Origin of the sequence: Kitasatospora aureofaciens (genome assembly GCF_019192735.1) — a bacterium.
Classification (GTDB): domain Bacteria; phylum Actinomycetota; class Actinomycetes; order Streptomycetales; family Streptomycetaceae; genus Kitasatospora; species Kitasatospora aureofaciens_A.
In genome coordinates, this window is the sequence record NZ_JAHTKP010000027.1 from 67,960 (window position 1) to 91,027 (window position 23,068).

Here is a 23,068-nt window from a genome sequence, read left to right on the forward strand (position 1 = left end):
TGGTCGTCTGATCGCTCGGCACTTCGATGCCCGCCATGTCGTCCCCTTCCATCAGGTTCCGTCCGGTTTCGTCAAGAAGGCCGAGGTCAAAGGTGGAGGTAGCGGTGGGGCGACGAAAGGCTGCCGGGCGGAGGACCGACAACGCCGACCAACGAGCCGACCGACTGCCGGAGTTGGTCGGCCTGCTCTCCCTGCTCACGGTGGTTGCCGGTGGCTACGTGATCGCCGGCCCGGGAGGGTTCTCCGCCGTGGCAGCCGCTGGGGGAGGGTTCTTCGCGGCCTGGAGGGCCCGGCGGTAACCGGGGTGCCATCCTCGCGGCGTTGACATAGCGTCAAGATCCCGGTTCAGTGGCCCGCTGACCGAACGGGTGGCTGCCATCATGAGCGCGACCGTGGTAGGGGCCGTGGGATCCGACGTGAGGAGCAGGTGTGAGCGCAGCCGGTGTGGGGGCGGATCTGACGCGGCAGAAGCCGGTGGCGATGGCGGACGGGCATGTCGGGCTCAACGGGGCCTTCGCCGCCGCTCTGACGCGGGTGGTGGGCTCGATGCCCGCCCTCTACGTCACGCTGGTGATCGTCGGCGGGTGGATGGCGCTGGCGACCTGGGGGCCGTTGCACTCGGTCGATCCGTATCCCTTCGGGTTCCTGCTCTTCCTGGACAACGTCGTCCAGTTGGTGCTCTGCCTCGTGATCCTGGTCGGCCAGCGCGTGCTGGGCATGGCCGCCGACCGGCGGGCGGTGCAGACGTACGAGAACGCCGAGGCGATCTTCGCGCGGGTCGCGGATCTCCAGGCGCACCTGGACCGGCACGACCGTGCGCTCGGGCGCGGGGTCAGTCTGCTGGAGTCGAGCCCGCACCCGTGGATCCGGCGGCACCGGGTGCAGCAGCCGCCGCAGGCGATCGACCAGGTCACCGGGATCAACGGCCGGATCGCGGCCTGGCTGACACAGCGGCTGGGCAGCATGTGGGCGTTCTACATCGCGGCCGGCACCCAGGTGGTGTGGATCGGCATGGCGCAGCTGGGCGTGCAGCGCTTCGACCCGTACCCGTTCGCGTTCATGAGCTTCCTGTCCACCCTGGCCCAGCTGATCTTCATGATCGTGATCATGGTCGGGCAGGACGTCCTCGGGCGGGCCGGCGACCGCCGCGCGGAGCAGACGCTGCTCGACGCCGAGGCCGTGCTCCACGAGTGCGGGCGGATGAAGGCGCGCCTGGAGGCGCAGGACCGCGTCATCGACAGCCTGGCCGACTACGCCAACGCGCAGGTCACCAAGCACCTGGCGCAGGCCATCCACCGGAGCAGGCTGGACGCCGCGGTCGAGGACGGCGAGCTGCTGGGCAGCCGGCCGGGCCTGCTGCCCTGGGACGAGCTGCCGGTGGAGCGGCAGGAGGCCGCCCGGCGGCAGGCGCGGCAGCTCGGTGACCGGCTGGCCGTGATCGGCTGCCTGATGGTGCCGACGTCCGACCCGGTGCTGACGGTCGCGTTCAGCGAGGAGGAGGCGGAGGTGCTGGCCCGGCTGGAGCACGAGCACGGGCTGAGCGTGCTCAGGGTCCTCGGTGCGGCGGCACTGCCCGGTCAGCGGGACGGGCGGCACGACGACAACCTGTCCTGGGACGAGCTGTCCGGCCAGGCCCGGGCGCGGACGGTGGAGGAGGTCCGGCGCATTCCGACCGTGCTGGCCGACGTCGGCTTCCAGGTCCTGCGCACCGGTCAGGGCGCCGACGGGGTCGGGGAGTTGGACTTCACGCCCGAGGACTGGGCGACCCTCGGACGGGCCCTGATGGCGTCGGGCGTCCTGGTGTCGCTCGCCGAGGGCGTCGCCGATGCCGAGGAGATCATCGCGATGGTCAAGCTGCTGCGCGAGGCCGGGATCTCCCACCCGCGGCGGTTCATCCGGGAGTTGGCGGCGGCGTCGACCTTCGAGACCGGGCTCCAGCCCGCCACCCGGTACGCCGACTACGCTGCGCCCGCGCTGGAGACGATCCGCGCCGCCACCGCCATCGTCGCCAAGTCCGCGCCGGAGGAACTCGCCGACTTCCGCGCGTTCCTGATGGAGATCGCCACGGTCGTCGCCGACGCCAACGACGAGGGCGGGTTCTTCGGCCTGGGCGCGCGTCCCCGGGTGCCGAACGAGGTCGCGGCCATGGAGGCCGTCCGGGCCGCGACGGACCTGGACCGGCCGGAACCCGCGCCCTCGTCGACGCCCCGGAAGAAAGGGGCGTAGCACGTAAGCCGGTCAGGCCTCGGCGCTGATGATCTGTCCGCTGGGCCCCAGAGTGGTGAGGAGCTCGCTGAGGGCCGTCACCGCCCGGGCGTCGTCGCGGCGGCGGTGCATCCGGACCCGGAGGTTGGTGGTGGCCGAGGCCGGCGCCTCCTCGCCCCACACCGCGTCGATCAGCTCGCCGCGGCCGACCGGGCGCCCCGGGTTCAGGAGCAACGCGACGAGGACCGCCTGCTGCTGCGGGCGCCCCAGGTCCAGCGGCGCCTGCCGGTGCCAGGCCCGTACGTGCCCCAGCACCGCGAACCGCCGGCTGCCCTCGACGACCGGCTCCGGAATCCTGCTGGACACCGCCGCCCACAAGTGACGGGTGAATGCGGGAACGCCCGGGCGGATCGGTTGCGATCCGCCCGGGCGTCCGGTGTGCCGGTGCCGAGGAGCTGTGGCTACCGGGTGCACTGCTCGGGTTCGTCCTCCGTCAGGAAGCCGCGCTTGATCAGGTTCGCGACGTTGTACGTCTCGGACGGTTCGAGCTCCGACGGTTTCAACTGCGGGTCGAGCCACTGCTGTTGGCCGAATCCGGGCTGGGCGAAGGCGGCGGCGATGTGGCCCTCCTGGACGTCGAAGGGCAGGTTCACGAGGTAGCAGTGGTAGTTGTTCCCGTCGCCGTTGAGCGAGTCCGGCGGCAGGGCGCGCCGGGCGTAGGGCGTCCCGCCGTCCGCCAGGTATTTGCCCGTGGCGGCGCCGAAGCGGTCCAGGTGCCAACCGGGCTGCATCGTGGCCTTGCCCATGTCGATGACGCCGTTGGTCTCGGCGAAGCCCCGGTTGTCCGGGTACTTCCAGGAGGTGCCGCTGCGGTACCAGTCCAGGAACTGGGCCGGCTCCAGTCCGCCGAGGCGGTGGTAGTCCTTCAGCAGCGTCGAGACCGGTCCGGTTGTCGGAAGGGTGGCCGGGCCGAGTTCCTGGCGGCCGCAGTAGTAGAGGGCCGGGTCGTCCGGCGGGAGGAGGTCCGGACAGTCGCTGGGGAGGGTCCGGTGGGACGCCGCCCGGGCCGGTGCGGCGGCCGCGGCGTCACCGGCGGCAGCCAGGAACGTCAGCGGCAGCGCGGCCGCCATCGACAGTGAGGCGAGCGTGAGAGAACGCATGGATGGGCTCCAGTGGGACTCGGCGGAAGGGCGATGCGGGCGCGAAGGGGAAGCGGCGGCCGCACGGCACCGTCATTGCACACGGAAGCTCATCCGTAGCGCGGACAGCCTCGGCGATGAAGGAGTGCACAGCACGCGGGCGGGCTAATCGATATGACGATTCACTGGGGTGGCCGAGCGCCCGCGCCCGCATCGATGCGCCCCGGGTTCGCCACCGTACGCCCTGGGCCCTGACGGTTCGTTCACCGAAGATCCTTGCGGGGGAAACGTACGCGCCAGGAAGACCCCGGCGGAGCCGCAGAGAGGTGCACCCGTTGAACGACGACATCGCCTACGCCAGGATCCACCCCGCGATCGGGATCGCCCGGGTGGGCAACAGCACCCATGAGGACGGCTGGTTCTACGGCCCGGAGGTCCCGGACCCGCCCGCAGAGGAGCCCGGTTTCCACAAGGACGAGCGCGGCGCGATCAAGCGCCAGGCCGTCCGCTTCCGGATCTACGGCTACGGCGCGGACGGCCGGGTCGTGCGCGAGCTGACGACCGCCGACCCGCAGGTGCACATCGAGTGGTCGGTGCACGTGGCCAACAAGAAGGCCGCCTGGTACGAGTTCAGCCTCCCGCTGGACATCCCCGACATGAAGGATCACCCCGAACCCCGGCGCAACGCGAAGGTCACCGACCGCGCGAGCCTGGTCGTCGACCCGGGCCGCAAGACCCTGACCGCGGGCGGCAAGCAGGTCGTGGAGTTCACCGGCGGCTCCTTCCTCGGCGAGCCCGTCCCGCTCGGCCGGATGCACACCGACGCGGACGGCCGCCTCGTCGTCCTCGGCGGCCTCGGCAAGTCCCGCAATCCCAAGGGCGGCGAGCTCATCTCGTACGGCAACAACGACGGCTGGTGCGACGACACGTCCGACGGCCCGGTCACCGCCACCGTGACCGTCGGCGGCAAGTCCGTGCGGGTCGACCCGGCCTGGGTCGTGGTCGCCCCGCCCAACTACGCGCCCGACGTCAAGACCCTGCGCACCCTCTACGACCTGCTCTACGACCTCTTCGTCACCCAGGGCACGCTGGCACCGCCCAAGACCGTCAACTTCGACCGGGACGTCAAGCCGATCCTGCACCGGTTCTGCGAACTCCAGTGGGTGAACAAGGGGTTCGCCGCCCACTTCGGCTTCGGCGGCCCCCAGCACTTCCTCGCCCCCGACCACCTCGCCCGCCTCGCCAGCCCCTCGCCCACCTACGAGGAACTGCGTCGGCAGGTCTATACCGCGCTGCGCGACTACAAGCGCGACGGCCGCTCCCCGATGCCCTGGCCGTGGATCTACGGCGACGGCATGGCCAGCAGGCCCAAGTCCGACCTGCAGTACCTGGCCCTGTCCCCGACCCAGGACTCGGTGCTGCTCTCCTGGATGAAGGGCCAGTTCGACACCACACCGTGGAAGGGCTTCCCCCGGCGCCTGGAGGACGCCCCGCCGGCCGACCAGCCCGCCCTGCTGGACCGCGCAGCCCTCGACTTCTGCCTCGCCGACGCCTTCCACCCCGGCTGCGAGGTCACCTGGCCGATCCGGCACGCCACGATGTACACCGAGCCGCTGCGCATCCGCCACCGCCCGGCCGGCACCCCCGAACCCGACTACGGCGCCACGCTCGGCCAGGCCCGCGCGCTCGGCCCCGACGGCCCGCTGCACGCCCAGGGCCCCGGGGACCTCACCCGCTGGATGGCCGTCCCCTGGCAGACCGACACCGCCAGCTGCCGCTCCGGCTACGAGTCCAACGCCAACCTCGGCCCCCGGTACGACCCCTACCTGCCGACCTTCTGGCCCGCCCGGGTCCCCAACCACGTGCTGAAGGAGAGCGACTACCGCATCGTCAACGAGCAGGCCTCCGGCGGGCACGCGGCGCAGGCCGATCGCGAGGCCGCGTTCGCCCGGCGCGCCTCCTGGCTGCGCGGGCTCAAGGGCGACTACAAGGCGCAGCTGAAGCAGGCCGTCGCCGAGTGGCAGGACTTCGGCATCGTCGAGGTCCGCCCGTACACCGTCGGCGACGGGCGCTTCCCGGAGCGGATGCAGGTCGAGTCGACGCCCGGATTCCCGCTCGCCGGGGTCTCCGACAACCGGAACCTGAGCGCCGTCCACGTACCCGCCGCGACGGCCGCCGTGGACGCCCTCACCGTCCAGGTCGCCGCCGAGATTCTCGCGCTCACCGGGCTGTCCGCCGACGAGGTCACCATCGGGTACTTCGACAAGCTCGACCCGTTCGGCGAGGACGCCGGCCCGGCCCCCGAGGGCGGCTCGTGACGTCGGACCTCGTGACGTCGGACCTCGTGACGTCGGAGCTTGTGGCTTCGGACGTCGTGGCGTCGGACGTCGACGTCGTGGTGGTGGGCGGCGGGCCTGCTGGGACGGCCGCCGCCCTCGCCCTGGCCGGCGGCGGCCGCAGCGTCCTGCTGGTCCACGGCCCGGGCGGTCCGCCGGCGGTCGGCGAGGCCCTGCCGGCCGCCGCGCGCATGCTGCTGCACGACCTCGGGGTGGCCGGGACCGTCCCCGGGGACGGGCACCTGCCGTGCTACGGCAACCGGTCGGCGTGGGGGTCGGACGTGCCGGGGTCGGTCGACAGCATCAACGATCCGTACGGGCCCGGGTGGCACCTGGACCGCGCCCTGTTCGACCGACGGCTGCGCGCGGCCGCGGCGGCTGCCGGCGTCGACGTACGGGAGGGCACTGCCCGTCCAGCCACCCGCCACGGGGACGGCACCTGTACCCTTCCGCTCGACCGTCCTCACCCGCCCGGCGTGGTGCGCTGCCGGTGGGTGGTGGACGCCACCGGCCGCCGCGCCGCCGTCGCCACCACCCACGGCGCCCGCCGCCTGGTCGGCGACCGGCTGGTGGCGCTCCACCTCGCCCTCGGGCCGGCCGACACGGCGGACGGCACCACCCTGGTCGAGGCGACGCCCGACGGCTGGTGGTACAGCGCCCTGCTGCCAGGGCGACGGCTGCTCGTCGCGTTCTTCACCGACGCCGATCTGCCCGGTGCCGACGGCGCAGCATTCCGCCGGCGCCTGGCCGCCACCGGGCCTACCGCCTCACGTGCCGCCGCTCACCCGTTCCCCCGGGACGCCGCCCCCAGCCGGGCGCCGGCCCACACCGCCCACCTCGACCGCGTCCACGGCGACGGCTGGACCGCCGCCGGTGACGCCGTGGCCGCCTTCGACCCGCTGTCCTCCCAGGGCATCCTCACCGCGCTGTACAGCGGCCGGGCCGCCGGCCTCGCCGTCCACGCCCACCTCGACGGCGCCCCCCAGGCGCTGGCCGGCTACGCCGCGAACATCGCCGACGTGACGGCCGCCTACCGGCGCAACCGGGCCGCCTACTACGCCCTCGAACAGCGCTGGCCGGACCACCCGTTCTGGCACCGCCGCCATGCGGAGCGGCCCCGGTCGTCCTTCGGACCGGTCCGCTGACGGTTCGGTAGGCGCGCGGGCGTCGGCGGGGCCGAGGCAGGGCGGATCGGGTGACGGGGGTTTGGCCGTCCGGCCGTCACGGAACGTGTTCCCACCGCACCGGCAGCAGCACCAGGCTGCGCCCGAAGCCGAGGGGGTGGCATGGCGTCCACCGGCGCCCGGGCCGTTGTGCTCGCCCGTCACGCGAAGCTGTGGCTCGTGCCGAGCATCATGTGCGGCCTGGTGGCCGTGGTGCTCTCGCTGCTCTACATGGGCGGCATCCTCAATCCGACCGGGCACCTGCACCGCCTCCCGATCGCGCTCGTGAACGGCGACCACAGCCCACCGCTGCCGGGGCAGCCGCAGAACGTGGGGGTGCAGGTGAGCCGGGCGATCGTGGCCGGGACGCCCGGGAGCACGGTCGACTGGCGGCAGGTCACCGGCGACGAGGCGCAGGACCAGCTGTCCTCGGGCAAGGTCTACGGCGCCCTGATCGTCCCGGAGGGGTTCACGTCGTCGGTGGCGGCGCTGGCGACCGGGAAGGCGGCCCAGCGGCCGACCGTGACGGTGCTGACCAACCCCGGCCTCGGGAGCCTCGGCTCCTCCATCGCCGCGCAGATCAGCCAGAACGCCGCCCACCAGGCCTCCCTGGCGATCGGACAGCAGCTGACCGCCGTGGCGCCGTCCGGCACGGCCGCCGGGCGGCTGCTCCTGCAGGACCCGCTCGCCGTCACGACCCAGGTCGGCCATCCGATCGGCAGCCACAGCGGGCTCGGCCTGAGCGCCTTCTACTACACACTGCTGGCGGTCCTGACCGGCTTCGTCGGCGGCAACATCATCCACAACGGCGTCGACGGCGCGCTCGGCTACGGCGACACCGAGTTCGGCCCCTGGCACACCCGCCGGCCGACCGTACCGATCAACCGCACGCAGACGCTGCTGCTCAAGATGATCATGACGGCCGGTATCACGCTGCTGACCACCACCCTGGTGATGATCTGCGCGATCTTGATCCTCGGCATGGACGCCCCGCATCAGGCGCTGCTCTGGGTCTTCTCGTACTGCGCCAGTCTCGCCGTGGGCCTCGGGGTCCAGGCGATCAACGCGGCGCTCGGGGGGATCGGGCAGCTGGTGTCCATGTTCGTCTTCATCGCGCTGGCCCTGCCGTCCTCCGGCGCGACCGTCCCGCTGCAGGCGGTGCCCGGCTTCTACCGCTTCCTCGGCACGTTCGAGCCGATGCGCCAGCTCAGCGACGGCATCCGCGCGATCGTCTTCTTCGACGCCCGCTCGGACGCGGGCCTGACCCGCGCCTGGATCATGATCGCGGTCGGCATCGTCCTCGCCCTGGCCTTCGGCTTCGCGATGACGCGCTACTACGACCGCAAGGGCCTGCACCGCTGGACCCCGCAGCCCGATTGAGCATCGCCTCGGCTCGTACCGGCTCGCCAGACATCCCTGACCTGTGCTGTCCCGACGCCGCTCGTGCGATGGGCGCAATCGCCCAGCGGCAGCCTCGTGAGCCCCGCCGGTCCTGGCTCAGGGGGCCGGGAGCGGCAGGCTCGCAGGGGCCGGGGGTCAGGCAGTCGGCTGGGTTTCGGGGAGGGTGGGGAGGGCGGCGGCGCTGGCGAGGACGTAGGTGTGGGGGTGGGCCTCGAAGGCGGTGCGGGTGAGTTCGCCGGTCAGGACGCCGACGACCACGCCGGCGCCGGCGTTGGTGCCGGCCTCGACGTCGACGACGGTGTCGCCGGCGGTCAGGACGCGGCGGGTGTCGATGACGCCGGTCTTCTCCATCGCCCGGTGGATCATGTACGGGGCGGGGCGGCCGCGCGGGACCTCGTCCGAGGTGACGACCGCGTCGAGGTTGCCGCCCTCGCCGGCCGACCAGCCGAGGGAGTCCAGCAGCGGGTACGCGACGTCGGCGCTGAATCCGGTGGTGAGGGCGACCTTGATGCCGCGTCCGCGCAGTTCGGCCAGGGCGGCCTCCACGCCGGGGATGGCCTGCGGCGGCGTGGCCCGGTAGGCGTCGCGCAGGAACTGGGCGAAGGCCTCGTAGCTCTCCTCGACCAGGTCCGGGGTGGGGGTGCCGCCGCCCAGGCGGACCAGGGCGGCGATGGCCTCGCGCTTGTCGGTGCCCATCCAGGTCTGCAGGTCGGCCTCGGTGACGGGCACCCCGGTGCGTTCGACGGCGGTGCGCAGCGCCCGGTAGACGGCGCCGCTCTCGTTGATGGTGGTGCCGGCCATGTCCAGTGCGGCGAGCTCGATCACGGTGTCAGTCCTCTTCGCTGCGGTAGCGGCCGATGACGGTGCGGCCTTCGATGGTGTTCTCGATGGTGAAGGTGGCCATGGCGGGGAGGTAGCGGTCGTCGGCGTCCTCCAGCGGTTCGCCCTGGCTCGACGTGGTGAGCCGTCGTACGCGCAGTAGCGGGTCGCCGACGGCGATCTGCAGGAGTTCGGCGTCGTGCTGCTGGGCGGCGACGGCGTCGATGGTGTGCCGGGCGTGGTGCAGGTCGACCTCGCGGCGCAGCAGTTCCTCGTAGATGGAGCCGGTGTCCGGGTCGAAGTCGAACAGGTAGCGGCCGACCTCGTACACGAAGGTGGAGCGCTCCAGCATGGCCGGGACGCCGTCCAGCAGCCGCAGCCGGACGAGTTCGACGACCGGTGCGCCCTCGGCGAGGCCGAGCCGGGCGGCGGCCTCGGGGGAGGCCCGGCGGCGGGCGACCTCGATGGTCGTCTGCCCGGGCTCGCGGCCGATGGTGCGGGCCCACTGGGTGAAGGACAGGAAGGTGGCGAACGGCTGGGAGGGCGTCGCGCGGCGGGCGACGGGCGGCTTGCCGCGGCCGCCGACCAGGTTGCCCTCGCTGCGCAGCAGGGCCAGGGCCTGGCGGACCGGGCCGCGCGAGGTCCCGAACTCGGCGCAGAGCTGCGACTCGCTGGGCACCGGCCGGCCCTCGGGCCACTCGCCGGACTCGATGCGGCGCAGGAACTCGGCGCCGAGCCGCTGGTGGAGCGGAGTGTCCTCACTTGTCTTCACAAGATGACTATGGCACTCCGGGGCGGAGGTTCTCAAGGTCGGGCCGCTGGGTAAAGTCCCTGGACAGGTGGGGTTCCGGCGCCGGAGAACCCGCCGCTCCCGGCGGTCGTCGGGTGGGTGAACACTCGGTAACTTGTACATACATGTCTTGACGTTGCCGTCGAAGAGCCAGGAATCTGGAGCCATGAGCAGCACCACACCTTCCACCGCCCCCGCCACGTTCGCAGCCCCGGCCGCCTCCCGTCCGCGAACGCCCGGTCGCAGCGACGTGGTGATCGTCGGCGCCGGCATCATCGGCCTGGCCCACGCCTTCGAGGCGCTCGCCAACGGGCTGTCCGTCACCGTCGTCGAGCGCGACCGGCAGCCGGTCGGCGCCTCGGTCCGCAACTTCGGCCACTGCTGCATCAGCGCCCAGGAGGGCGAACTGCTCTCCCTCGCCCAACGCTCCCGGCCCGGCTGGCTGAGGGCCGCCGAGGCCGCCGGGCTGTGGGCCGAGGAGGCCGGCACCCTGGTGGTGGCCCGGTCGGCCACCGAGGCGGCCGTCCTGGAGGAGCTGCGCGCCGACCGCGGCGGCGACGCCGTCGAGCTGCGCACCGCCGCGCAGGCGGCAGCAGCGCTGGGCCGCGCGGCCGGCGACGACCGCGACCTGGTGGGTGGGGCGTTCCTGCCTGCCGACCTGCGGGTGAACCCCCGCGAGGCGGCGCCCGGCCTGGCCCGCTGGGTGGCGGAGCAACCGCAGGGCCGGATCCTGTGGGGCACCGCTGTCACCGGGATCGAGACCGGCACGGTGCACACCACCCGCGGCCCGGTCCACGGCGAGCGGATCCTGGTCTGCGTCGGCCACGACCTGGACTACCTGTTCCCCGACGTCGCCGAGGACCACGAGGTCCAGCGCTGCCGGCTCACCATGGCGCGGGCCGCAGCCCCGGCCGGGTTCCGCACCGACGCCGCGGTGCTGACGGCCACCTCGATGCTGCGCTACGAGGCCTTCACCGCCCGCCCGTCGGCCGCCCGGCTGCGGGAGGAGGTCATGGGCCACAGCCCCGAACTGCTGGAGATCGGGGCCAACGTGATGTTCACCCGGCTGCCGGACGGCACGGTGCTCGTCGGCGACTCGCACCACTACGACGCCACCACCCCGCCCTTCATCGACGAGCACACCTTCGAGCTGCTGACCGCTGCGGTCGCCGAGATCCTCGGGGTCCGGCGGCTGCAGGTGCTCGAACGCTGGCAGGGCGTCTACGCCAGCAGCAGCCGGGGCCCGCTGCTGGTCCGCGACCTGGCGCCGGGGGTGCGGGCCATCTCGGTCACCTCGGGCATCGGCATGACGCTCTCCTTCGGTCTCGCGGCCGCCACCTTCGACGGCACCCTCGCTGCCACCGGCTGAGCCGACGTACCTCTGTAACTGCCGCGCCGGGGCCGCCCGGTGGCGATCGGCCTCGGCCGCTGCCACCGGGCGGCCCCGGTCCGTACGACGCCAAAACGCTGGTGAACAACCAGAATCCCCCCGTGGTGGCGATGGAAGATCGCTACCACGGGGGTGAAGCCGGCACGTCGACTGTTCGTCAGGCCAGACTTGAATAGACAAGTGCGGCGGCTGGGTCGGCTGGGTCAGGAGAGCGTGACGTCGTCGAAGTACGTGAAGGTCGGGTCGCCCGGGTTGCCGTCGTCCTGGTTGGTGAGCGTGAGGGTGTAGCTGTGGCCGGGGGTGACGGAGCCGGACGCGCTCTGCCAGCCGAGGCCGCTGGTACAGGTGTTGGGCAGCACGGTGGCGCTGGTCCCGGTGGTGTTGTCCTGCAGGGTGGCGCTCGCCCAGTCGTAGGTGACGGTGTCCGGGCAGGTCACGTTGTACGCGAGGGACAGCGTGGAACTGCCGCTCGGGGCGGTGAAGGTCCGGCTGACGGCGGACGTGCCGCTCGGGTCGGTCGAACCGAGCATCGCGCCGTAACTGCCGGTGTGGGCGGCCGCGGTGACGGCCGTCGCGGATCCGGTGGCGGTCCAGCCGGAGAGGTCCCCGGTCTCGAACCCGCCGTTGGTGAGGCCGGGGCCGGTCGGGGCAGGGGCGGAGAACACCTCGTTGTACGGGGTGGCCCAGGCGTCGTTGTTCGTCATCGCCGGCAGGCCGAGCGCGTCGCGGACCACGCGGGCGGTGCTGTAGTGGTCGTAGCGGTTCGAGGCCCGGAAGCCCGCCCGTACGGTGTTCTGCGAGCCGACGACGACCGTCATGACCTGGTTGGTCTGGCCGGGGCCGAAGCCGCCGGGCAGAGACTTGCCGTCCTCGTCGACGGTGACGATCAGCAGCGAGCGGTCGTTCTTCCAGGCCGGCGAGTTGAAGATGAGCGGCAGGTTGTTCTTCAGCCAGGTGTCGCCGGTCGAGATGGAGCAGAACTCGAAGTCGTTGCAGGCGCCGGCGGCGAACCAGGTGAAGTTCGGGGTGGTGGAGGCGGACTGCAGCGCGGTGGTGTACGTCGGCCAGGACGGCCAGTGCGCCTGGCAGTAGGCGTTGTCGTTCTTCATCCGCGGCGCGTAGTAGAACGGCACGTCGTCGTTCTCGTAGTTGCCGCTGGACGTGGTCTGGCAGGCGCTGGTCTGGCCGTAGACGCTCTCCATCCAGGTCTTGCCGGCCTGGTCGATCCTGTCCCCGAGGCCGTCGTTGGTGGCCGTGCAGGCGGTGCTGGTGATGCAGTTGCTGTTGTTGCCGCCCGGGGACTTGGCGCTGCGCCCGTAACTGTTGCCGAAGGCGATCTGCTCGTAGTTCGGGTCGGAGTTGTGGGTGCCCGCGTAGTAGTTGGTGAGCAGGGAACCCATGGGGATCAGGGTGTTGTTGAGGTACGGCGCGTCGGTGGTGTTGCCGACCAGCCCGGGGCTGCCGGTGGCGGTGTTCGACGAGGCCGAGTAGTTCGTGTTCTCCATCATGACCAGGAACACGTGGTCGTAGCCCGGCACGGACGAGGCGGGGACGCTCAGGGTGCCCGGGGTGACGGCCGTGTTGAGGGTCAGCGACAGGTCGTCGGCCATGCCGTCGTTCTGGGTGCCCGTCATCGAGAAGTCGACGGTGACCTTGATCGAGCGGGTGCCGGCCGGGACGGCGGCGGTGCTGCTGCGCTGGACCATGCCGGTGGTGTTGCTGCGGTCCGCGGCCGGCACCGGGCCGATCGCCGAGGTGCCGAGCGACGCGCCCGAGGCGTTCAGGTAGGTCGCGGTGACCTTGGCGTTGTCGTTGTAGGACCCGACGCCGCCGAGCCAGCCCGACAGGGTGGCGGCGGCCGAGGACACGTCCACCGTCTGCGTCATCTGCGAGCTGCCGCGCGAGCCGCCCTGGAAGTACGAGCCGCCGCGGGTCGGCGAGCCGGGGGAGGTGGGGCCGGAGGGCATGCCGTAGCAGTCGATGACCGGGTCGCCGGCGGTGATCTGCCAGCCCGGCAGGGTGGTCTCCTCCCAGCCGCCCGGGCTGCACTGGCCGGTCTCGGCATTGCCGTTGAGCAGCAGGTTGGCGCTGGTGGCGCTGGTCGCGGCGCTCGCGGGCGTCCCGGCGAGAACCGGGACGGCGAGCGCCAGGGCCAGGCCCGCCGCTGTCAGCCGGGCGGCCGGTCGGGCGGCGGCGGGCCTGGCGGCTGATCGGCGGCGCGGGCGTGAGCCGAACACAGGAATCATGTGCGTGATCTCTCCGTGAAGGGTCCGAGGCTGTGAAGGTCCGAAGTGCCGGCAGCACATCCGGTGCCGCCGGGGCGTCCATACGATCCCGGTCGGTCGGCAGACTTGTCTTGACAAGTTTCCTGGCCGGCGCGTGAACAGTGGGCAACCGGAACCGACAAGCCTCCCGCCGCTCTCCGGAGGGGGCGCACGGACCTTCGTCCCGGGCGTGAGGAGGCCTTCTTCGGCTCCCGCTCAGACACGGACGGCTCCCGCTGACGCGCCGAAGCCCGGTTGCCGCCGCCGGCGGGCGGGGCAACCGGGCTTCGGGGGAGGGGTCGCGGGCGTCAACCCGCCGCCGTTCAGGCCTCCTTGACCACCACGGTCTTGGCGGCCTTGTCGTGGAAGCACTGCTGCAGCGGCTTGTCCCAGAGCAGCGACAGCACGTTCACCAGCGAGAACAACGAGCCTATGCAGTAGGCCGCCTGGGGCAGGCCGTAGACCGCGCAGCGGGTCCAGAGCTCGTTGTCGGTGGGACGGCCGCCGTGCTCGGCCGAGACCACCCGCAGCTTCATGACCTTCTTGCCGACCGACTGCTGGTCCTGGGTGAGCATCATGACCGCCTCGTAGCCGAAGACGACCACGGCGGACACGACGCTGCCCAGGATCGCGCCGATCGCGGACGCGATGACGAACTGGACCACGATCAGCGGGATCAGCAGGATGGCGGCGTCGATCAGGCGCGCCAGGAAGCGGTCGCCGGGGTTGGCCAGCGTGCGGGTGCCGGGCGTGGGCGGGCCGTACGGGTTGGCCGCGCCGAGCCACGGCGGGAGCTGGGCGTCGCCCTGCGGGTAACCGCCGGGCGGCGGGGGCGGGTAGCCGTAGCCGGGAGGCGGCGTGCCCGGGCCGGGCGGTGGGGTGCCGGGGCCGGACTGCGGGTCGTACGGGCCCTGGGGGACGCCGTAGCCCGGCTGCTGCGCCGGCGGGGGCTGCTGGCCGTAGGGGTTCTGCTCTGACGGGTTCCCGTAGCCGGGTGGTGGGTTGGTCATCGTCCCGCTCGTCTCTCGGCGATTTGTACCTCTAGGGTCTAGCGGCTCCGGCGATCCTTTAGGAAGACATGGGAATCAACTGTTACGTGAACACAGTGAGTTTGCGATTCTTCACGGCCGCCGAATGCCGGTCTCCAAACGGGACGTCGCCGACGGTGGACGGGTCCGCCCGCATCCTGCGGGCGGACCCGGGACCGCCGGTGCCCTGACGCGGCTGCGGCCTGCTCGGGGTGCTCGGGGCCGAACTACTACCCGAGGCGGAGGCGCAGTTCCGTCAGGTACTCGTCGCCGTAGTGCGCCGTGACGTCGTCGAGGTCGATCATCGGCGGGATGTCGATCACCGGTTGCCGCTCGGCGAGGAAGAGCGCGGTCTCCCGGACGATCCGTGCCTCGTCGGCGCCCGGGACGTTCAGCTCGTCGAGGAGGACCTCGGTCGCCAGGAAGCGCGACTCGACCTCGTCCTCGCCCGCGGGGAACCGGACGAGGTACTCGTGATCGCCCAGGGACTCGATCCGGATGTTCGCTGTCATGTGGTGCCCTTTCCTCTCCTCGGCCCGCCGCGTCAAGTGTGCGGCGGGCGGCTTCACTTGGGTGGGGCCGAGGTCCGTTGACCCGCGGGCGGTGGTTGGTGCGGCTACGCACCAAGCCTAACGCAATGATCTTGGCGTTCCGGTGCGATCGGGCTTAGCCTCTCTGGGGTTGTAAATACGAAGGTCATCGTCTTAACGCCCCATCATCTACGCCGACTTACTCTCCCTCAGACATCCGAGGTCCCGATGCCCACCGCCGCCCGACTGTCCCGTGCGCCAGCCTTCTGGCTGGTCGCAGGCACGCTCTTACTGCTGATGTTCGCGGCCGCCGCGCCGTCCCCGCTCTACGTCGTCTACCAGGCCCGCTGGAACTTCTCGTCCGGCATGCTGACCACCGTCTTCGCGGTGTACGCGTTGTTCCTCCTGCTCGCCCTGATGACGGTGGGCAGCCTTTCCGACTTCCTCGGCCGGAAACCGGTGCTGATCGGCGCGCTGCTGCTGGAAGCCGCGTCGATGGCGCTGTTCGCCGAGGCCCGGGGCGTCGGCTGGCTGCTGACCGCACGAGCCGTCCAGGGCCTGGCGACCGGCGCGGCCACCGGCGCGCTCGCCGCCGCCCTGGTGGACCTCCAGCCCGCGAGCAGCCCCGGATTCGGCGCACTGATCAACGGTGCCGCGTCCACGCTGGGGCTGGCGGTGGGCGCGTTCGGCTCCGGCCTGCTGGTGCAGTACGGGCCGTCGCCGCGCACGCTGGTCTTCGTGCTGCTGCTGGCCGCGATGGTGGCGGCCGCGGCGGCCCTGGTGCGGATACCCGAGACCGTCGCGCGGCGTCCCGGCGCGCTCGCCTCGCTGCTGCCCCGGGCCCGCGTGCCGCGAGAGGTGCGGAAGGCGTTCGTCGCGGTGCTGCCGGCGCTGATCGCGGTCTGGGCCCTGGGCGGCCTGTACCTCTCGCTCGCCCCCTCGCTGGTGGCCGCGCTGCTGCACGTGAGCAACCACCTGGTCGGCGGGTTGGTCATCTCCACCATGACCGCCGTCGGGGCGGTGAGCTCGATCGCGCTGCGCGCTCGCACCCCCCGGTTCATCCTCGCCCTCGGCTGCGCGGCGCTCGCCGTCGGGGCGCTCGGCACGCTGGCCGCCCTCGGCGCGCACAGCGTTGCGCTGTTCTTCACCGCGACGGCGGTGGCCGGGCTCGGGTTCGGCGGAACCTTCCTCGGGTCGCTCAGCTCCGTCGTGCCGTTGACCGCTCCCGGCGAGCGCGCGGAACTGTTCTCGACCTTCTACGTGGTCAGCTACCTCGCCTTCAGCCTGCCCGCGGTGGCCGCCGGCTTCGCGGCCCCGCACGCCGGCCTGCTGCGGACCGCCGTCGTCTACGGCGTCGCCGTCGCCGCCCTGGCCCTCGTCGCGCTGGCCCTCCTGCTGACGAGCCGCCGGAAGCCGGACGGTCCCGCGGGCGTCGCCGCTGCGGCCTCGCCGGACGGGGCCGCAGCGGAGCGCGTGCCGAGCTGATCGGCCGGCCGACGCCCTCCGGAGGGTGGCGAACTGCCGGCGGTTGAGTGTCGCTGAGTGTTCATAAGGTCTGTTTAGTGGCGTTGTCGGATGTGCCGAAAATGCAGCTATTTGCCTGATTTTGTGGCGTTCTGATGGTGTGTATAGGGTGCTCGTGTCTTGATTCGGATCGGTCGTCGGGGAGGTGGTTTGCCGTGTCCGAGAAGAAGACGCTGCGGCAGATCGCCCGGCCGTTCGTGGCCGATCCTGTCAGCGGTGTGTGCATACGGGACCGGCTGAAGGGCCTCACGGCGGAGGATGAGAAGGTCCTGCGGCTGGTCGGCGAGCATATGGGTTCGCTGGCCTCCCGCGACCTCGCGTCCCGGTGCCGCGATGGCCTGGAGCATTCCACCGATACGTGGGCGGCGCGCAAGCGGGAGCTGACGGCCGAATCGTCGTCCCGCTGGGCCGGGTCGGTGACCGGGGCGACGCATGCGCAGTGGGGCCTTTCCCGCCGGGCGCAGTTCGCCCACATTCAGGGCCTGGAATCCGGTGTCCGGACTGTCCGGCATCGGCTGTCCCTGCCGGTCGGCGAGAAGGGCGCCAGGAAGGCCCCGGGCGGCTACCGCTCGGCGCACGAGTGGTTCGTCAAGTCGCCGACACAGAGCCGTCCGTGGCCGTCTTCCGCCGCCTGGGCATGACCCCGCTGGGGCGCCCGGACCGCTGGTACGGGACGGAGCTGGAGGCCTTCCGCCTTCCCGCTCCCCGGCTTCGTGCTCCCCAGTGAGGGTCGAGATCACCCGGGTCCTGGACGCCACGACGGCGAGGGTCGCCTTCCGCTGCGCCGTCGGCCAGGCCTCGGGCCACTGGGCCGGACGGGCACCCGCTGCTCCCGGTGAGTTCGACGTCGAGCTGGAGATTCCGGAGGAGATCGCGGACTGGACGGTGCTGGGTGCTCCGGCCGCCGGTTCGATCGTGGGAGACATCAGCGGACAGGCCGGGGTCTCGATCACGGCAACCGTCGGGGGCGTCGGCGAGGGGGACGACACGGTCGTCGAGCTCAGGCTCGGCTCCGACATCCTCCTTGTCGAGGCACCGGCCCGCCGGTGGGAGGTGTCGCCCGGGGAGGTGGTTGCGCTGCACGTCCCGTCGGTCCGGCTGTACCCGTACGACCTGTAGGTCTGCGGCGGCGACCTCCCACGCCGAGCCCCATCGCTACCATGACCCGACCGCAGATCGAGGGAGGACGCGTGGCGCAGTGGGACGGTGTAACGGACCGGGAGGCGTACAAGGAGACGTTCCTCGCGGAGCGGGACCGGCTGGCCGACGCCGCGCACCGGGGTGACTGGGCGGGGGTGCTCGCCGCCGTGGCCGAGGCGCCGGGGCTGGCCAACGGCCGTCGGATCGGCGGGCGCAGCGGGTGGGCGCCGTTGCACCAGGCGGCCTGGCACGGTGCTCCGGCCGAGGTCGTCGAGCAGCTGGTCGCCGCCGGGGCCTGGCGCACCCTGCGGTCGGCGGACGGGGAGCGGCCCGTGGACGTGGCCGTCCGGCACGGCCGCGAGGCGCTCGTACCGCTGCTGGAGCCGGCGCCCGTCCACCCGGCGCCCGAGCGCGCGCTGCGGGCCATGGAGCACTTCCTGCACGCCCTGGTCCGGGTGCGCACCGAGGAGGCCGCCGTCACGACCGCGCTCCTGCCGATGCAGGTCTCGGTGCTGACCGAAGTACCGGACGCCGCCCTCTGGTTCGCCGTGCCCGGCATGTACGGCGGCTTCTCCGTCCGCCTGGAGGACGCGGCCACCACCCCCTGGCTCACCATCAAGAGCCACTGCCGGGTGGTCGGCGGCTCCGGCCAGACCCACCGCATCACCCCGGACGGCTGCGCCCTGGTGGAGGAGGGCTGGGGGTAGGGAACGACCCGACCTTCTCCGGACGTGGCCGGACCGGCCTACTGGGAGCGGGCCTGGGTCCTCTTCACGTTGCCCTGGAAGTCCGCCGACAGGTAGGCGCTGCCGTAGCGGTAGTTCACCGTCCACCCGACGGCGGTGACCAGTACGGCGGCGGCGAACCAGCCGGGCCAGATCGCCCTGCGCCTGGAATTGCTGCGGACCGGGTGGGGCCGGACAGTCTGTGGGCGTGCCTCCTCGATCGGGCGTGCGTCGTCGAGAGCGCGTGCGTCCTCGATCCGCGTGGGGGAGGACGCGCCGGTTCGCGCGTTCCGGTGCGCCAGCGCGGTCATCTCGGCCACCGGCGGGACCGTCCCGAGCACGTTCGAGGTGTGGGTGAGCGCGACGAGCTTTGTCCGTGAGCCGAGCAGGTCCCGGTAGGCGTCCTGGTCCAGCTGCCCGTCGGGGAGCAGCGGGATCGGCCTGATCCGCGCGCGGTGCTCCTTGGCGATCAGCTGCCAGGGCACCAGGTTGGAGTGGTGCTCGGCGGCCGACACCAGGATCTCGTCACCCAGGCCCAGGTTGGCGCGGCCCCAGGACTGCGCCACCAGGTTGACGGCCTCGGTGGTGCCCCGGACGAAGACGATCTCGCCGGTGTCCTGCGTGCCGAGCAGCTTGGCGGCCTCCTCGCGGCCCTCCTCGTAGACCTGGGTGGCCTGCTGGCCGACCGCCTGCCGCCCCGGGCGATGATCGTCGGCGGCTACCTGGTGGAGGGTGCGGCGGCGGCGCTGCTCGCCCTGGTCCGGCTGCCGACGGCGGCTGGCCTGGCGTTGGTCGCCCTCGTCGCACTCGCCACACCGGTGTTCAGCGGCGCCTCGGCCCGGCTGGTGGCCCGCTGGCTGAGTGGTGACGCGTACGTGCTCGGACGCTCCCTCAACAACATGGCCTCCAGCGGCGCGCAGCTGTTCGGCCTGGCGCTCGGCGGCGCGGTCGTCGAGCCCCTGGGCCCGCGGCAGGCCCTAGCGATCGGCGCGGCGCTGAACCTACTGTGCGCGGCAGCCGTCCGGATGCGGATGCCACATGTCCCTGCGGAGCGGGAGGAACGGGGCGACGCGAGCGTCAACACGGGTGGCGGCGCCGTGCGGAACAGTCTGCGCGGCGGCGGCACCCTGCTGCGCGACCGCGCGGTACGCCGGCTGCTGCTTGCCCAGTGGCTGCCGAGCGCCTTCGTCGCGGGCGCAGAGGGACTGATCGTCGCTTACGCGGGCGCACGCGGCTTCCCCGCCGGCTCCTACGCCATACTGCTGGCCTGCCTGCCGATCGGCATGCTCCTGGGCGACCTGCTGGTCGGCCGCCTGCTCCGGCCGTCGACGCGGGAGCGCTTGGTGGTGCCGCTGATCGCGCTGATGGGCGCGCCACTGATCGGCTTCGCCACGGAGCCGGGCCGCCTGCTCGCGGCAGCACTGCTGCTCTGCACCGGCTGCGGCTTCGCCTATGGCCTGGGCCTGCAACGGGAGTTCCTGGCGGCCCTCCCCGAGCACGGCCAAGGCCAGGCCTTCGGCCTGCTCGGCTCAGGCCACATGACATTGCAGGGCGTCGGCCCCGTCTGCTTCGGCGCGATCGCAGCGGCGAGCGGCACGGGCGGCGCGATGGCCCTGGCAGGCGCCAGCTCGCTGCTCACCGCCGCCTGGGTCCTAATCTGGCGGCGCGCCAGACCCACAGCGGGCCCAGCCGCGTGAAGCCCGCGTTCGACGGCGGCGAGGTCCGAAGCCTGGCCGTAGCCGACGACCGTCAGCCCGGGCAGTACGCGGCGGCCAGCGCCAGGCAGTCACGCCAGGCGGCGGCCAGGCTCGGGGGCGAGGCCCGAGAAGACGTTGAACACGCCGACCACTCCCGCACTGAGGCTCAGCAGAACGCCTGCTGGGGAATCGAGCGTCGCGAGAACCAACGCGGACGGGTCGACATCCAGGAAGGAGGCCCTGCACGCGTCGTCGCAGGTGGGTCCCAATCCGCTTAGCTCGGCCCGCAGTTCTGATATGCCGTCCAGGCCGACCGGCACGCCAGGTGCTGCTGCGGTGAGCGATCCACTGGGCGTCGAAGAGCGGAGCGAAGCCATGCCGTCGGACGATCCTCGCAAGGTGGGCCTTGATCGAGGTGCCTGCGGTGCAGGTGTCAACACGGGCCGGAACGTCGGCTGCGTCGACGCGGTCGGCCTCACCGCACAGCCGGAGCCCAGCGATAACGAGGACCGTTGGCCTCTGTTTCCACGCCCTATCGATCTGGCTGTAGAGGGATTACCGTAGTCTTACATTCCACTTCGAGGTGCGTCAGAGCGCTCTCCCCATCTGCCCGACGCCGACCTGCCGCCAGGCGGCACCACCGAGCCCGCCGACGGTGCGCCCTCCACAGGGACGGACGCGATGGCCGACGCAGCGCGGCGGTATCCGGCGTGCGCGCCGGTCCTCATGGCCCTGTCCGAGCAACCCGCCGCCTCCGTGCGGCGCTGGTACGTCACCGGGAACAACGTCCTCGGCAACCGCACGCTGGTGGACGTGGCCGGCCTGCCCGACGGCCGGTCACGGGAGCGCTTCGACGCGCTGAAGGACGCCGTGTACGGGGGCGGCTGTACCAGCTTCCGCCTGGACAACGGCAGCGGCAGCGGGGCGGACCTGCGGGTCGAACCGGTGCCCTCCGACGCACTGGAGACGCCAGCCGTCGGCTTCCGCATCGTCGCGCCCACCGGCGCGGTGACCTCGCAGGGAGGCTTCACCAGGGTCTACCTCTACGCCGCCGCCGGCGACAACCGCATCCTGTTCCTCACCGCTGACGACACCGCACACGCACCCGCCCTGCGCACCGACCTGGTCACCGCCCAGATCCACCGACTCGCCACCACCACAGCGACCGGCTGACCACGGCTCGCACGCGCGCCCGGCGGGCGGCGCGTCCAGCCACTCCGCCCGTCCGGCTCCTGTGCGGGGTGTGCTACCTGGCGGACTTGGAGAGCGGCACCGCAAGCTGCATGAAGTTCGGCAGCCGCTCCACGATGTTGTTGCCCCAGAGGCTCAGCAGCCGGTCGCCGAGCCGGATCACGATGATCTCGTCGGTGTCGTAGGGACCCTGCGGCACCATCTTCATGTCGATGGCCTCGTCGCCGAGTCCCGGCACCGGCTGCACGGTCACCGTCTCCGGCACCGGATCGCCGCCCCACGACCGTCCCGTGAAGGACTTGCAGCGCTCGCCGTACGCCCGGATCTCGTTGAGTACCTTGGCCGCGTCGCCCGCATGGTAGGCCGCCAGGCGGATGTCCACCTTGTTCTTGCCGTCGTAGACCTCGTTCCCCGCGCCCGAGGCCTGGAGGTCCTGCGAGAGGATGGTTCCGGCAAGACGCATCTCGGTGCACGTTGCTTTCGGCAGCAGCGGATCGCTCGGCTCCTCCAGGACGGAGGTGCCGGTGTCGGACTCGCCGCCGTCGCCGTCGATCGTCCAGCCGGCGGGCACGGTGGCGGCGGCCGGCAGGAGGCCGCGCAGGAACGCGCCGGTGGGGATCGGAGGGCCGCTCGGCGTGCGGCTGGGAGAGCCGAACACCGGGGTGTCGAACGCGGGTGCGCCGGACGCCCCGAGCGTCGGCGTGACCGCCAGGCCGGCACTCGGCGAGGCGGAACTGCCCGCCGTGGCGGCGGCTGATGCGGCGACACCTCCCGGCGCACCATAGACAGGCCCCGAACCCGAGGAACACCCGGTCAGGAGGACGGCGGCCACCACGGCTGCGCCGGCCGCGAGCGGAGTTCTGACGACGGTTCGGACGATGGACAAGAGGACCCCCCGGGGGTTCATCGGTCGAGTACGGTGTTTCGCTTACGTGAAGTCGTCATCTTGCCACGGGGCGCTACAGCCCCATCCGACACCCCTGTCACATCTCGCACAGGACGTCGGCAGCTTGCGGGGCGGGCCACCTGGTGGGGAGTGCTAGCTGTCGGGCGATGCGTAATTCGCGAGCGGCGGTGCTCTCGGTTTCCCGCTGCCCATCCACGTTCGGCGCACCGCAGGTGAGCCGGCGGCAGAGGACGACGAAGTCGAGTAGCCGGGGGAGTGCGGTCAGGGCGTGTCGAAGGGGCCGTGGTGGATGTGTCCTTCGTGGTCGATGCGGGCGAGAAGGATGTCCTGTTCGTGGCCAGGCGCGCTGCGTCGTCGGCACGCATCTGGCCCGGGTCCCACGCCGCGTCGTACACGTCCGCGATCAACCCGGGCACCGCTCCCCGGGATGGCAATCGGACCGCGGAGGCTGCCGAGCGCGGTGCAGGTGCGGCAGAGCAGAGAGGTGTCGTAGACATCGCCCCAGTGGGGAGGCGGCATGCCGCCCGGCGGGGGACAGGCGACCATACGTGGGACCCGTGCTCAGGCCGGCCTCACGTGATCGTGGCGGTGGCAGCGCCCGGCGCGCTGGAGAAGAAGGCTCATCGGGGCGGTCGGAGGATGACGAGGCCGAAGTCCCAGTCGAGTGATTGTTCGACGACTTGGGTCGCGACGACCCACGAGCGGCCTGGCCGGGCGAATGCCGAACCGCGGGGCTGGCCGAAGGTGACCGCCCCGGTGGTGGCGACCCGCAGCCAGAGTCTGGCGTGCCATCAGCCCCCACCCGAGGTCGACCAAAGA

At 72.1% G+C, this 23,068-nt stretch carries 20 protein-coding genes and 2 pseudogenes; 11 read left to right on the forward strand and 11 right to left on the reverse strand.

Going from position 1 to position 23,068, the window contains the following annotated elements; translation table 11 throughout:
* Nucleotides 1–429 precede the first annotated feature (429 nt).
* Complete coding sequence (locus tag KV557_RS24300) at nucleotides 430–2,226, forward strand: DUF1003 domain-containing protein (protein ID WP_218203586.1); 1,797 nt, start codon at nucleotides 430–432, stop codon at nucleotides 2,224–2,226.
* 12 nt (nucleotides 2,227–2,238) lie between these two features.
* Here the strand turns inward: KV557_RS24300 and KV557_RS44160 are convergent, their stop codons facing one another.
* Nucleotides 2,239–2,571, reverse strand: a complete 333-nt coding sequence (locus tag KV557_RS44160) for an AfsR/SARP family transcriptional regulator (protein WP_308130048.1) — start codon at nucleotides 2,569–2,571, stop codon at nucleotides 2,239–2,241.
* A gap of 95 nt (nucleotides 2,572–2,666) precedes the next feature.
* A complete protein-coding gene (locus KV557_RS24310; protein WP_218203587.1) occupies nucleotides 2,667–3,365 on the reverse strand; it encodes a TNT domain-containing protein in 699 nt (232 codons plus the stop codon).
* Nucleotides 3,366–3,679: 314 nt separating this feature from the next.
* Here KV557_RS24310 and KV557_RS24315 point away from each other — a divergent pair, with 314 nt between their 5' ends.
* The 3 genes from KV557_RS24315 to KV557_RS24325 all read left to right on the forward strand — a co-directional run bounded on the left by KV557_RS24315 (nucleotide 3,680) and on the right by KV557_RS24325 (nucleotide 8,223).
* Complete coding sequence (locus KV557_RS24315; protein WP_256177882.1) at nucleotides 3,680–5,662, forward strand: LodA/GoxA family CTQ-dependent oxidase; 1,983 nt, start codon at nucleotides 3,680–3,682, stop codon at nucleotides 5,660–5,662.
* Between the two features lie 26 nt (nucleotides 5,663–5,688).
* On the forward strand, nucleotides 5,689–6,825 hold the full coding sequence (locus KV557_RS24320) for a tryptophan 7-halogenase (protein WP_308130049.1): 1,137 nt from the start codon (nucleotides 5,689–5,691) through the stop codon (nucleotides 6,823–6,825).
* Between the two features lie 141 nt (nucleotides 6,826–6,966).
* Nucleotides 6,967–8,223: a YhgE/Pip domain-containing protein gene (locus KV557_RS24325; protein WP_218203589.1), complete on the forward strand. Its 1,257-nt coding sequence runs from the start codon at nucleotides 6,967–6,969 to the stop codon at nucleotides 8,221–8,223.
* 156 nt (nucleotides 8,224–8,379) lie between these two features.
* Here the strand turns inward: KV557_RS24325 and KV557_RS24330 are convergent, their stop codons facing one another.
* Both KV557_RS24330 and KV557_RS24335 read right to left on the reverse strand, forming a co-directional pair.
* The gene (locus KV557_RS24330; protein ID WP_218203590.1) at nucleotides 8,380–9,069 is read right to left on the reverse strand and encodes a phosphonatase-like hydrolase; all 690 of its coding nucleotides are present in this window, start codon (nucleotides 9,067–9,069) and stop codon (nucleotides 8,380–8,382) included.
* 4 nt (nucleotides 9,070–9,073) lie between these two features.
* A complete protein-coding gene (locus KV557_RS24335; RefSeq protein WP_218203591.1) occupies nucleotides 9,074–9,835 on the reverse strand; it encodes a GntR family transcriptional regulator in 762 nt (253 codons plus the stop codon).
* A 184-nt stretch (nucleotides 9,836–10,019) separates the two neighbouring features.
* On the opposite strand from KV557_RS24335, the gene KV557_RS24340 reads away from it, so the two are divergent.
* On the forward strand, nucleotides 10,020–11,222 hold the full coding sequence (locus tag KV557_RS24340; RefSeq protein ID WP_218203592.1) for a TIGR03364 family FAD-dependent oxidoreductase: 1,203 nt from the start codon (nucleotides 10,020–10,022) through the stop codon (nucleotides 11,220–11,222).
* Nucleotides 11,223–11,446: 224 nt separating this feature from the next.
* Here KV557_RS24340 and KV557_RS24345 read toward each other — a convergent pair whose 3' ends face one another.
* From KV557_RS24345 to KV557_RS24355, 3 genes are all read right to left on the reverse strand, one after another.
* A complete protein-coding gene (locus KV557_RS24345; RefSeq protein WP_218203593.1) occupies nucleotides 11,447–13,489 on the reverse strand; it encodes an alkaline phosphatase family protein in 2,043 nt (680 codons plus the stop codon).
* 341 nt (nucleotides 13,490–13,830) lie between these two features.
* Complete coding sequence (locus KV557_RS24350) at nucleotides 13,831–14,517, reverse strand: RDD family protein (RefSeq protein WP_218203594.1); 687 nt, start codon at nucleotides 14,515–14,517, stop codon at nucleotides 13,831–13,833.
* Nucleotides 14,518–14,765: 248 nt separating this feature from the next.
* Nucleotides 14,766–15,047: a hypothetical protein gene (locus tag KV557_RS24355; protein ID WP_218203595.1), complete on the reverse strand. Its 282-nt coding sequence runs from the start codon at nucleotides 15,045–15,047 to the stop codon at nucleotides 14,766–14,768.
* A 246-nt stretch (nucleotides 15,048–15,293) separates the two neighbouring features.
* Here KV557_RS24355 and KV557_RS24360 point away from each other — a divergent pair, with 246 nt between their 5' ends.
* From KV557_RS24360 to KV557_RS24375, 4 genes and pseudogenes are all read left to right on the forward strand, one after another.
* On the forward strand, nucleotides 15,294–16,550 hold the full coding sequence (locus KV557_RS24360; RefSeq protein WP_218203596.1) for an MFS transporter: 1,257 nt from the start codon (nucleotides 15,294–15,296) through the stop codon (nucleotides 16,548–16,550).
* A gap of 134 nt (nucleotides 16,551–16,684) precedes the next feature.
* Nucleotides 16,685–17,185 (forward strand): annotated as a pseudogene (locus KV557_RS24365) (hypothetical protein); the annotation flags it as partial.
* Nucleotides 17,186–17,312: 127 nt separating this feature from the next.
* Complete coding sequence (locus KV557_RS24370) at nucleotides 17,313–17,708, forward strand: hypothetical protein (protein WP_218203597.1); 396 nt, start codon at nucleotides 17,313–17,315, stop codon at nucleotides 17,706–17,708.
* A gap of 41 nt (nucleotides 17,709–17,749) precedes the next feature.
* Entirely contained in the window at nucleotides 17,750–18,436 is a 687-nt protein-coding gene (locus KV557_RS24375; protein WP_218203598.1) for an ankyrin repeat domain-containing protein, read from the forward strand.
* Nucleotides 18,437–18,474: 38 nt separating this feature from the next.
* Here the strand turns inward: KV557_RS24375 and KV557_RS24380 are convergent.
* A pseudogene (locus KV557_RS24380) lies at nucleotides 18,475–19,125 on the reverse strand (aminotransferase class V-fold PLP-dependent enzyme); the annotation flags it as partial.
* Between KV557_RS24380 and KV557_RS42955 the strand changes: the two are divergent.
* A complete protein-coding gene (locus KV557_RS42955; RefSeq protein WP_256177898.1) occupies nucleotides 19,012–20,151 on the forward strand; it encodes an MFS transporter in 1,140 nt (379 codons plus the stop codon). The pseudogene KV557_RS24380 and the gene KV557_RS42955 sit on opposite strands and share 114 nt — an antisense overlap.
* An 89-nt stretch (nucleotides 20,152–20,240) precedes the next feature.
* Here the strand turns inward: KV557_RS42955 and KV557_RS24385 are convergent, their stop codons facing one another.
* Nucleotides 20,241–20,528 (reverse strand): hypothetical protein, encoded by a 288-nt coding sequence (locus KV557_RS24385; protein WP_218203599.1) that lies wholly within the window; start codon nucleotides 20,526–20,528, stop codon nucleotides 20,241–20,243.
* 304 nt (nucleotides 20,529–20,832) lie between these two features.
* Between KV557_RS24385 and KV557_RS24390 the strand changes: the two genes are divergently transcribed.
* Entirely contained in the window at nucleotides 20,833–21,324 is a 492-nt protein-coding gene (locus KV557_RS24390; RefSeq protein WP_218203600.1) for a hypothetical protein, read from the forward strand.
* 73 nt (nucleotides 21,325–21,397) lie between these two features.
* Here KV557_RS24390 and KV557_RS24395 read toward each other — a convergent pair whose 3' ends face one another.
* The gene (locus tag KV557_RS24395; RefSeq protein ID WP_218203601.1) at nucleotides 21,398–22,228 is read right to left on the reverse strand and encodes a hypothetical protein; all 831 of its coding nucleotides are present in this window, start codon (nucleotides 22,226–22,228) and stop codon (nucleotides 21,398–21,400) included.
* A 641-nt stretch (nucleotides 22,229–22,869) separates the two neighbouring features.
* Nucleotides 22,870–23,022, reverse strand: a complete 153-nt coding sequence (locus KV557_RS44920; RefSeq protein ID WP_374106669.1) for a hypothetical protein — start codon at nucleotides 23,020–23,022, stop codon at nucleotides 22,870–22,872.
* Between the last annotated feature and the right edge of the window lie 46 nt (nucleotides 23,023–23,068).

Bases quoted from the DNA above. Each gene is read 5' to 3' on its own strand.
- KV557_RS24345 (WP_218203593.1), bottom strand. From the start codon at position 13,489: ATGATTCCTGTGTTCGGCTCACGCCCGCGCCGCCGATCAGCCGCCAGG.
- KV557_RS24390 (WP_218203600.1), top strand. From the start codon at position 20,833: ATGGCCGACGCAGCGCGGCGGTATCCGGCGTGCGCGCCGGTCCTCATG.
- KV557_RS24385 (WP_218203599.1), bottom strand. From the start codon at position 20,528: ATGGCTTCGCTCCGCTCTTCGACGCCCAGTGGATCGCTCACCGCAGCA.
- KV557_RS24340 (WP_218203592.1), top strand. From the start codon at position 10,020: ATGAGCAGCACCACACCTTCCACCGCCCCCGCCACGTTCGCAGCCCCG.
- KV557_RS24355 (WP_218203595.1), bottom strand. From the start codon at position 15,047: ATGACAGCGAACATCCGGATCGAGTCCCTGGGCGATCACGAGTACCTC.
- KV557_RS24310 (WP_218203587.1), bottom strand. From the start codon at position 3,365: ATGCGTTCTCTCACGCTCGCCTCACTGTCGATGGCGGCCGCGCTGCCG.
- KV557_RS24350 (WP_218203594.1), bottom strand. From the start codon at position 14,517: ATGACCAACCCACCACCCGGCTACGGGAACCCGTCAGAGCAGAACCCC.
- KV557_RS24375 (WP_218203598.1), top strand. From the start codon at position 17,750: ATGACCCGACCGCAGATCGAGGGAGGACGCGTGGCGCAGTGGGACGGT.
- KV557_RS24360 (WP_218203596.1), top strand. From the start codon at position 15,294: ATGCCCACCGCCGCCCGACTGTCCCGTGCGCCAGCCTTCTGGCTGGTC.
- KV557_RS24325 (WP_218203589.1), top strand. From the start codon at position 6,967: ATGGCGTCCACCGGCGCCCGGGCCGTTGTGCTCGCCCGTCACGCGAAG.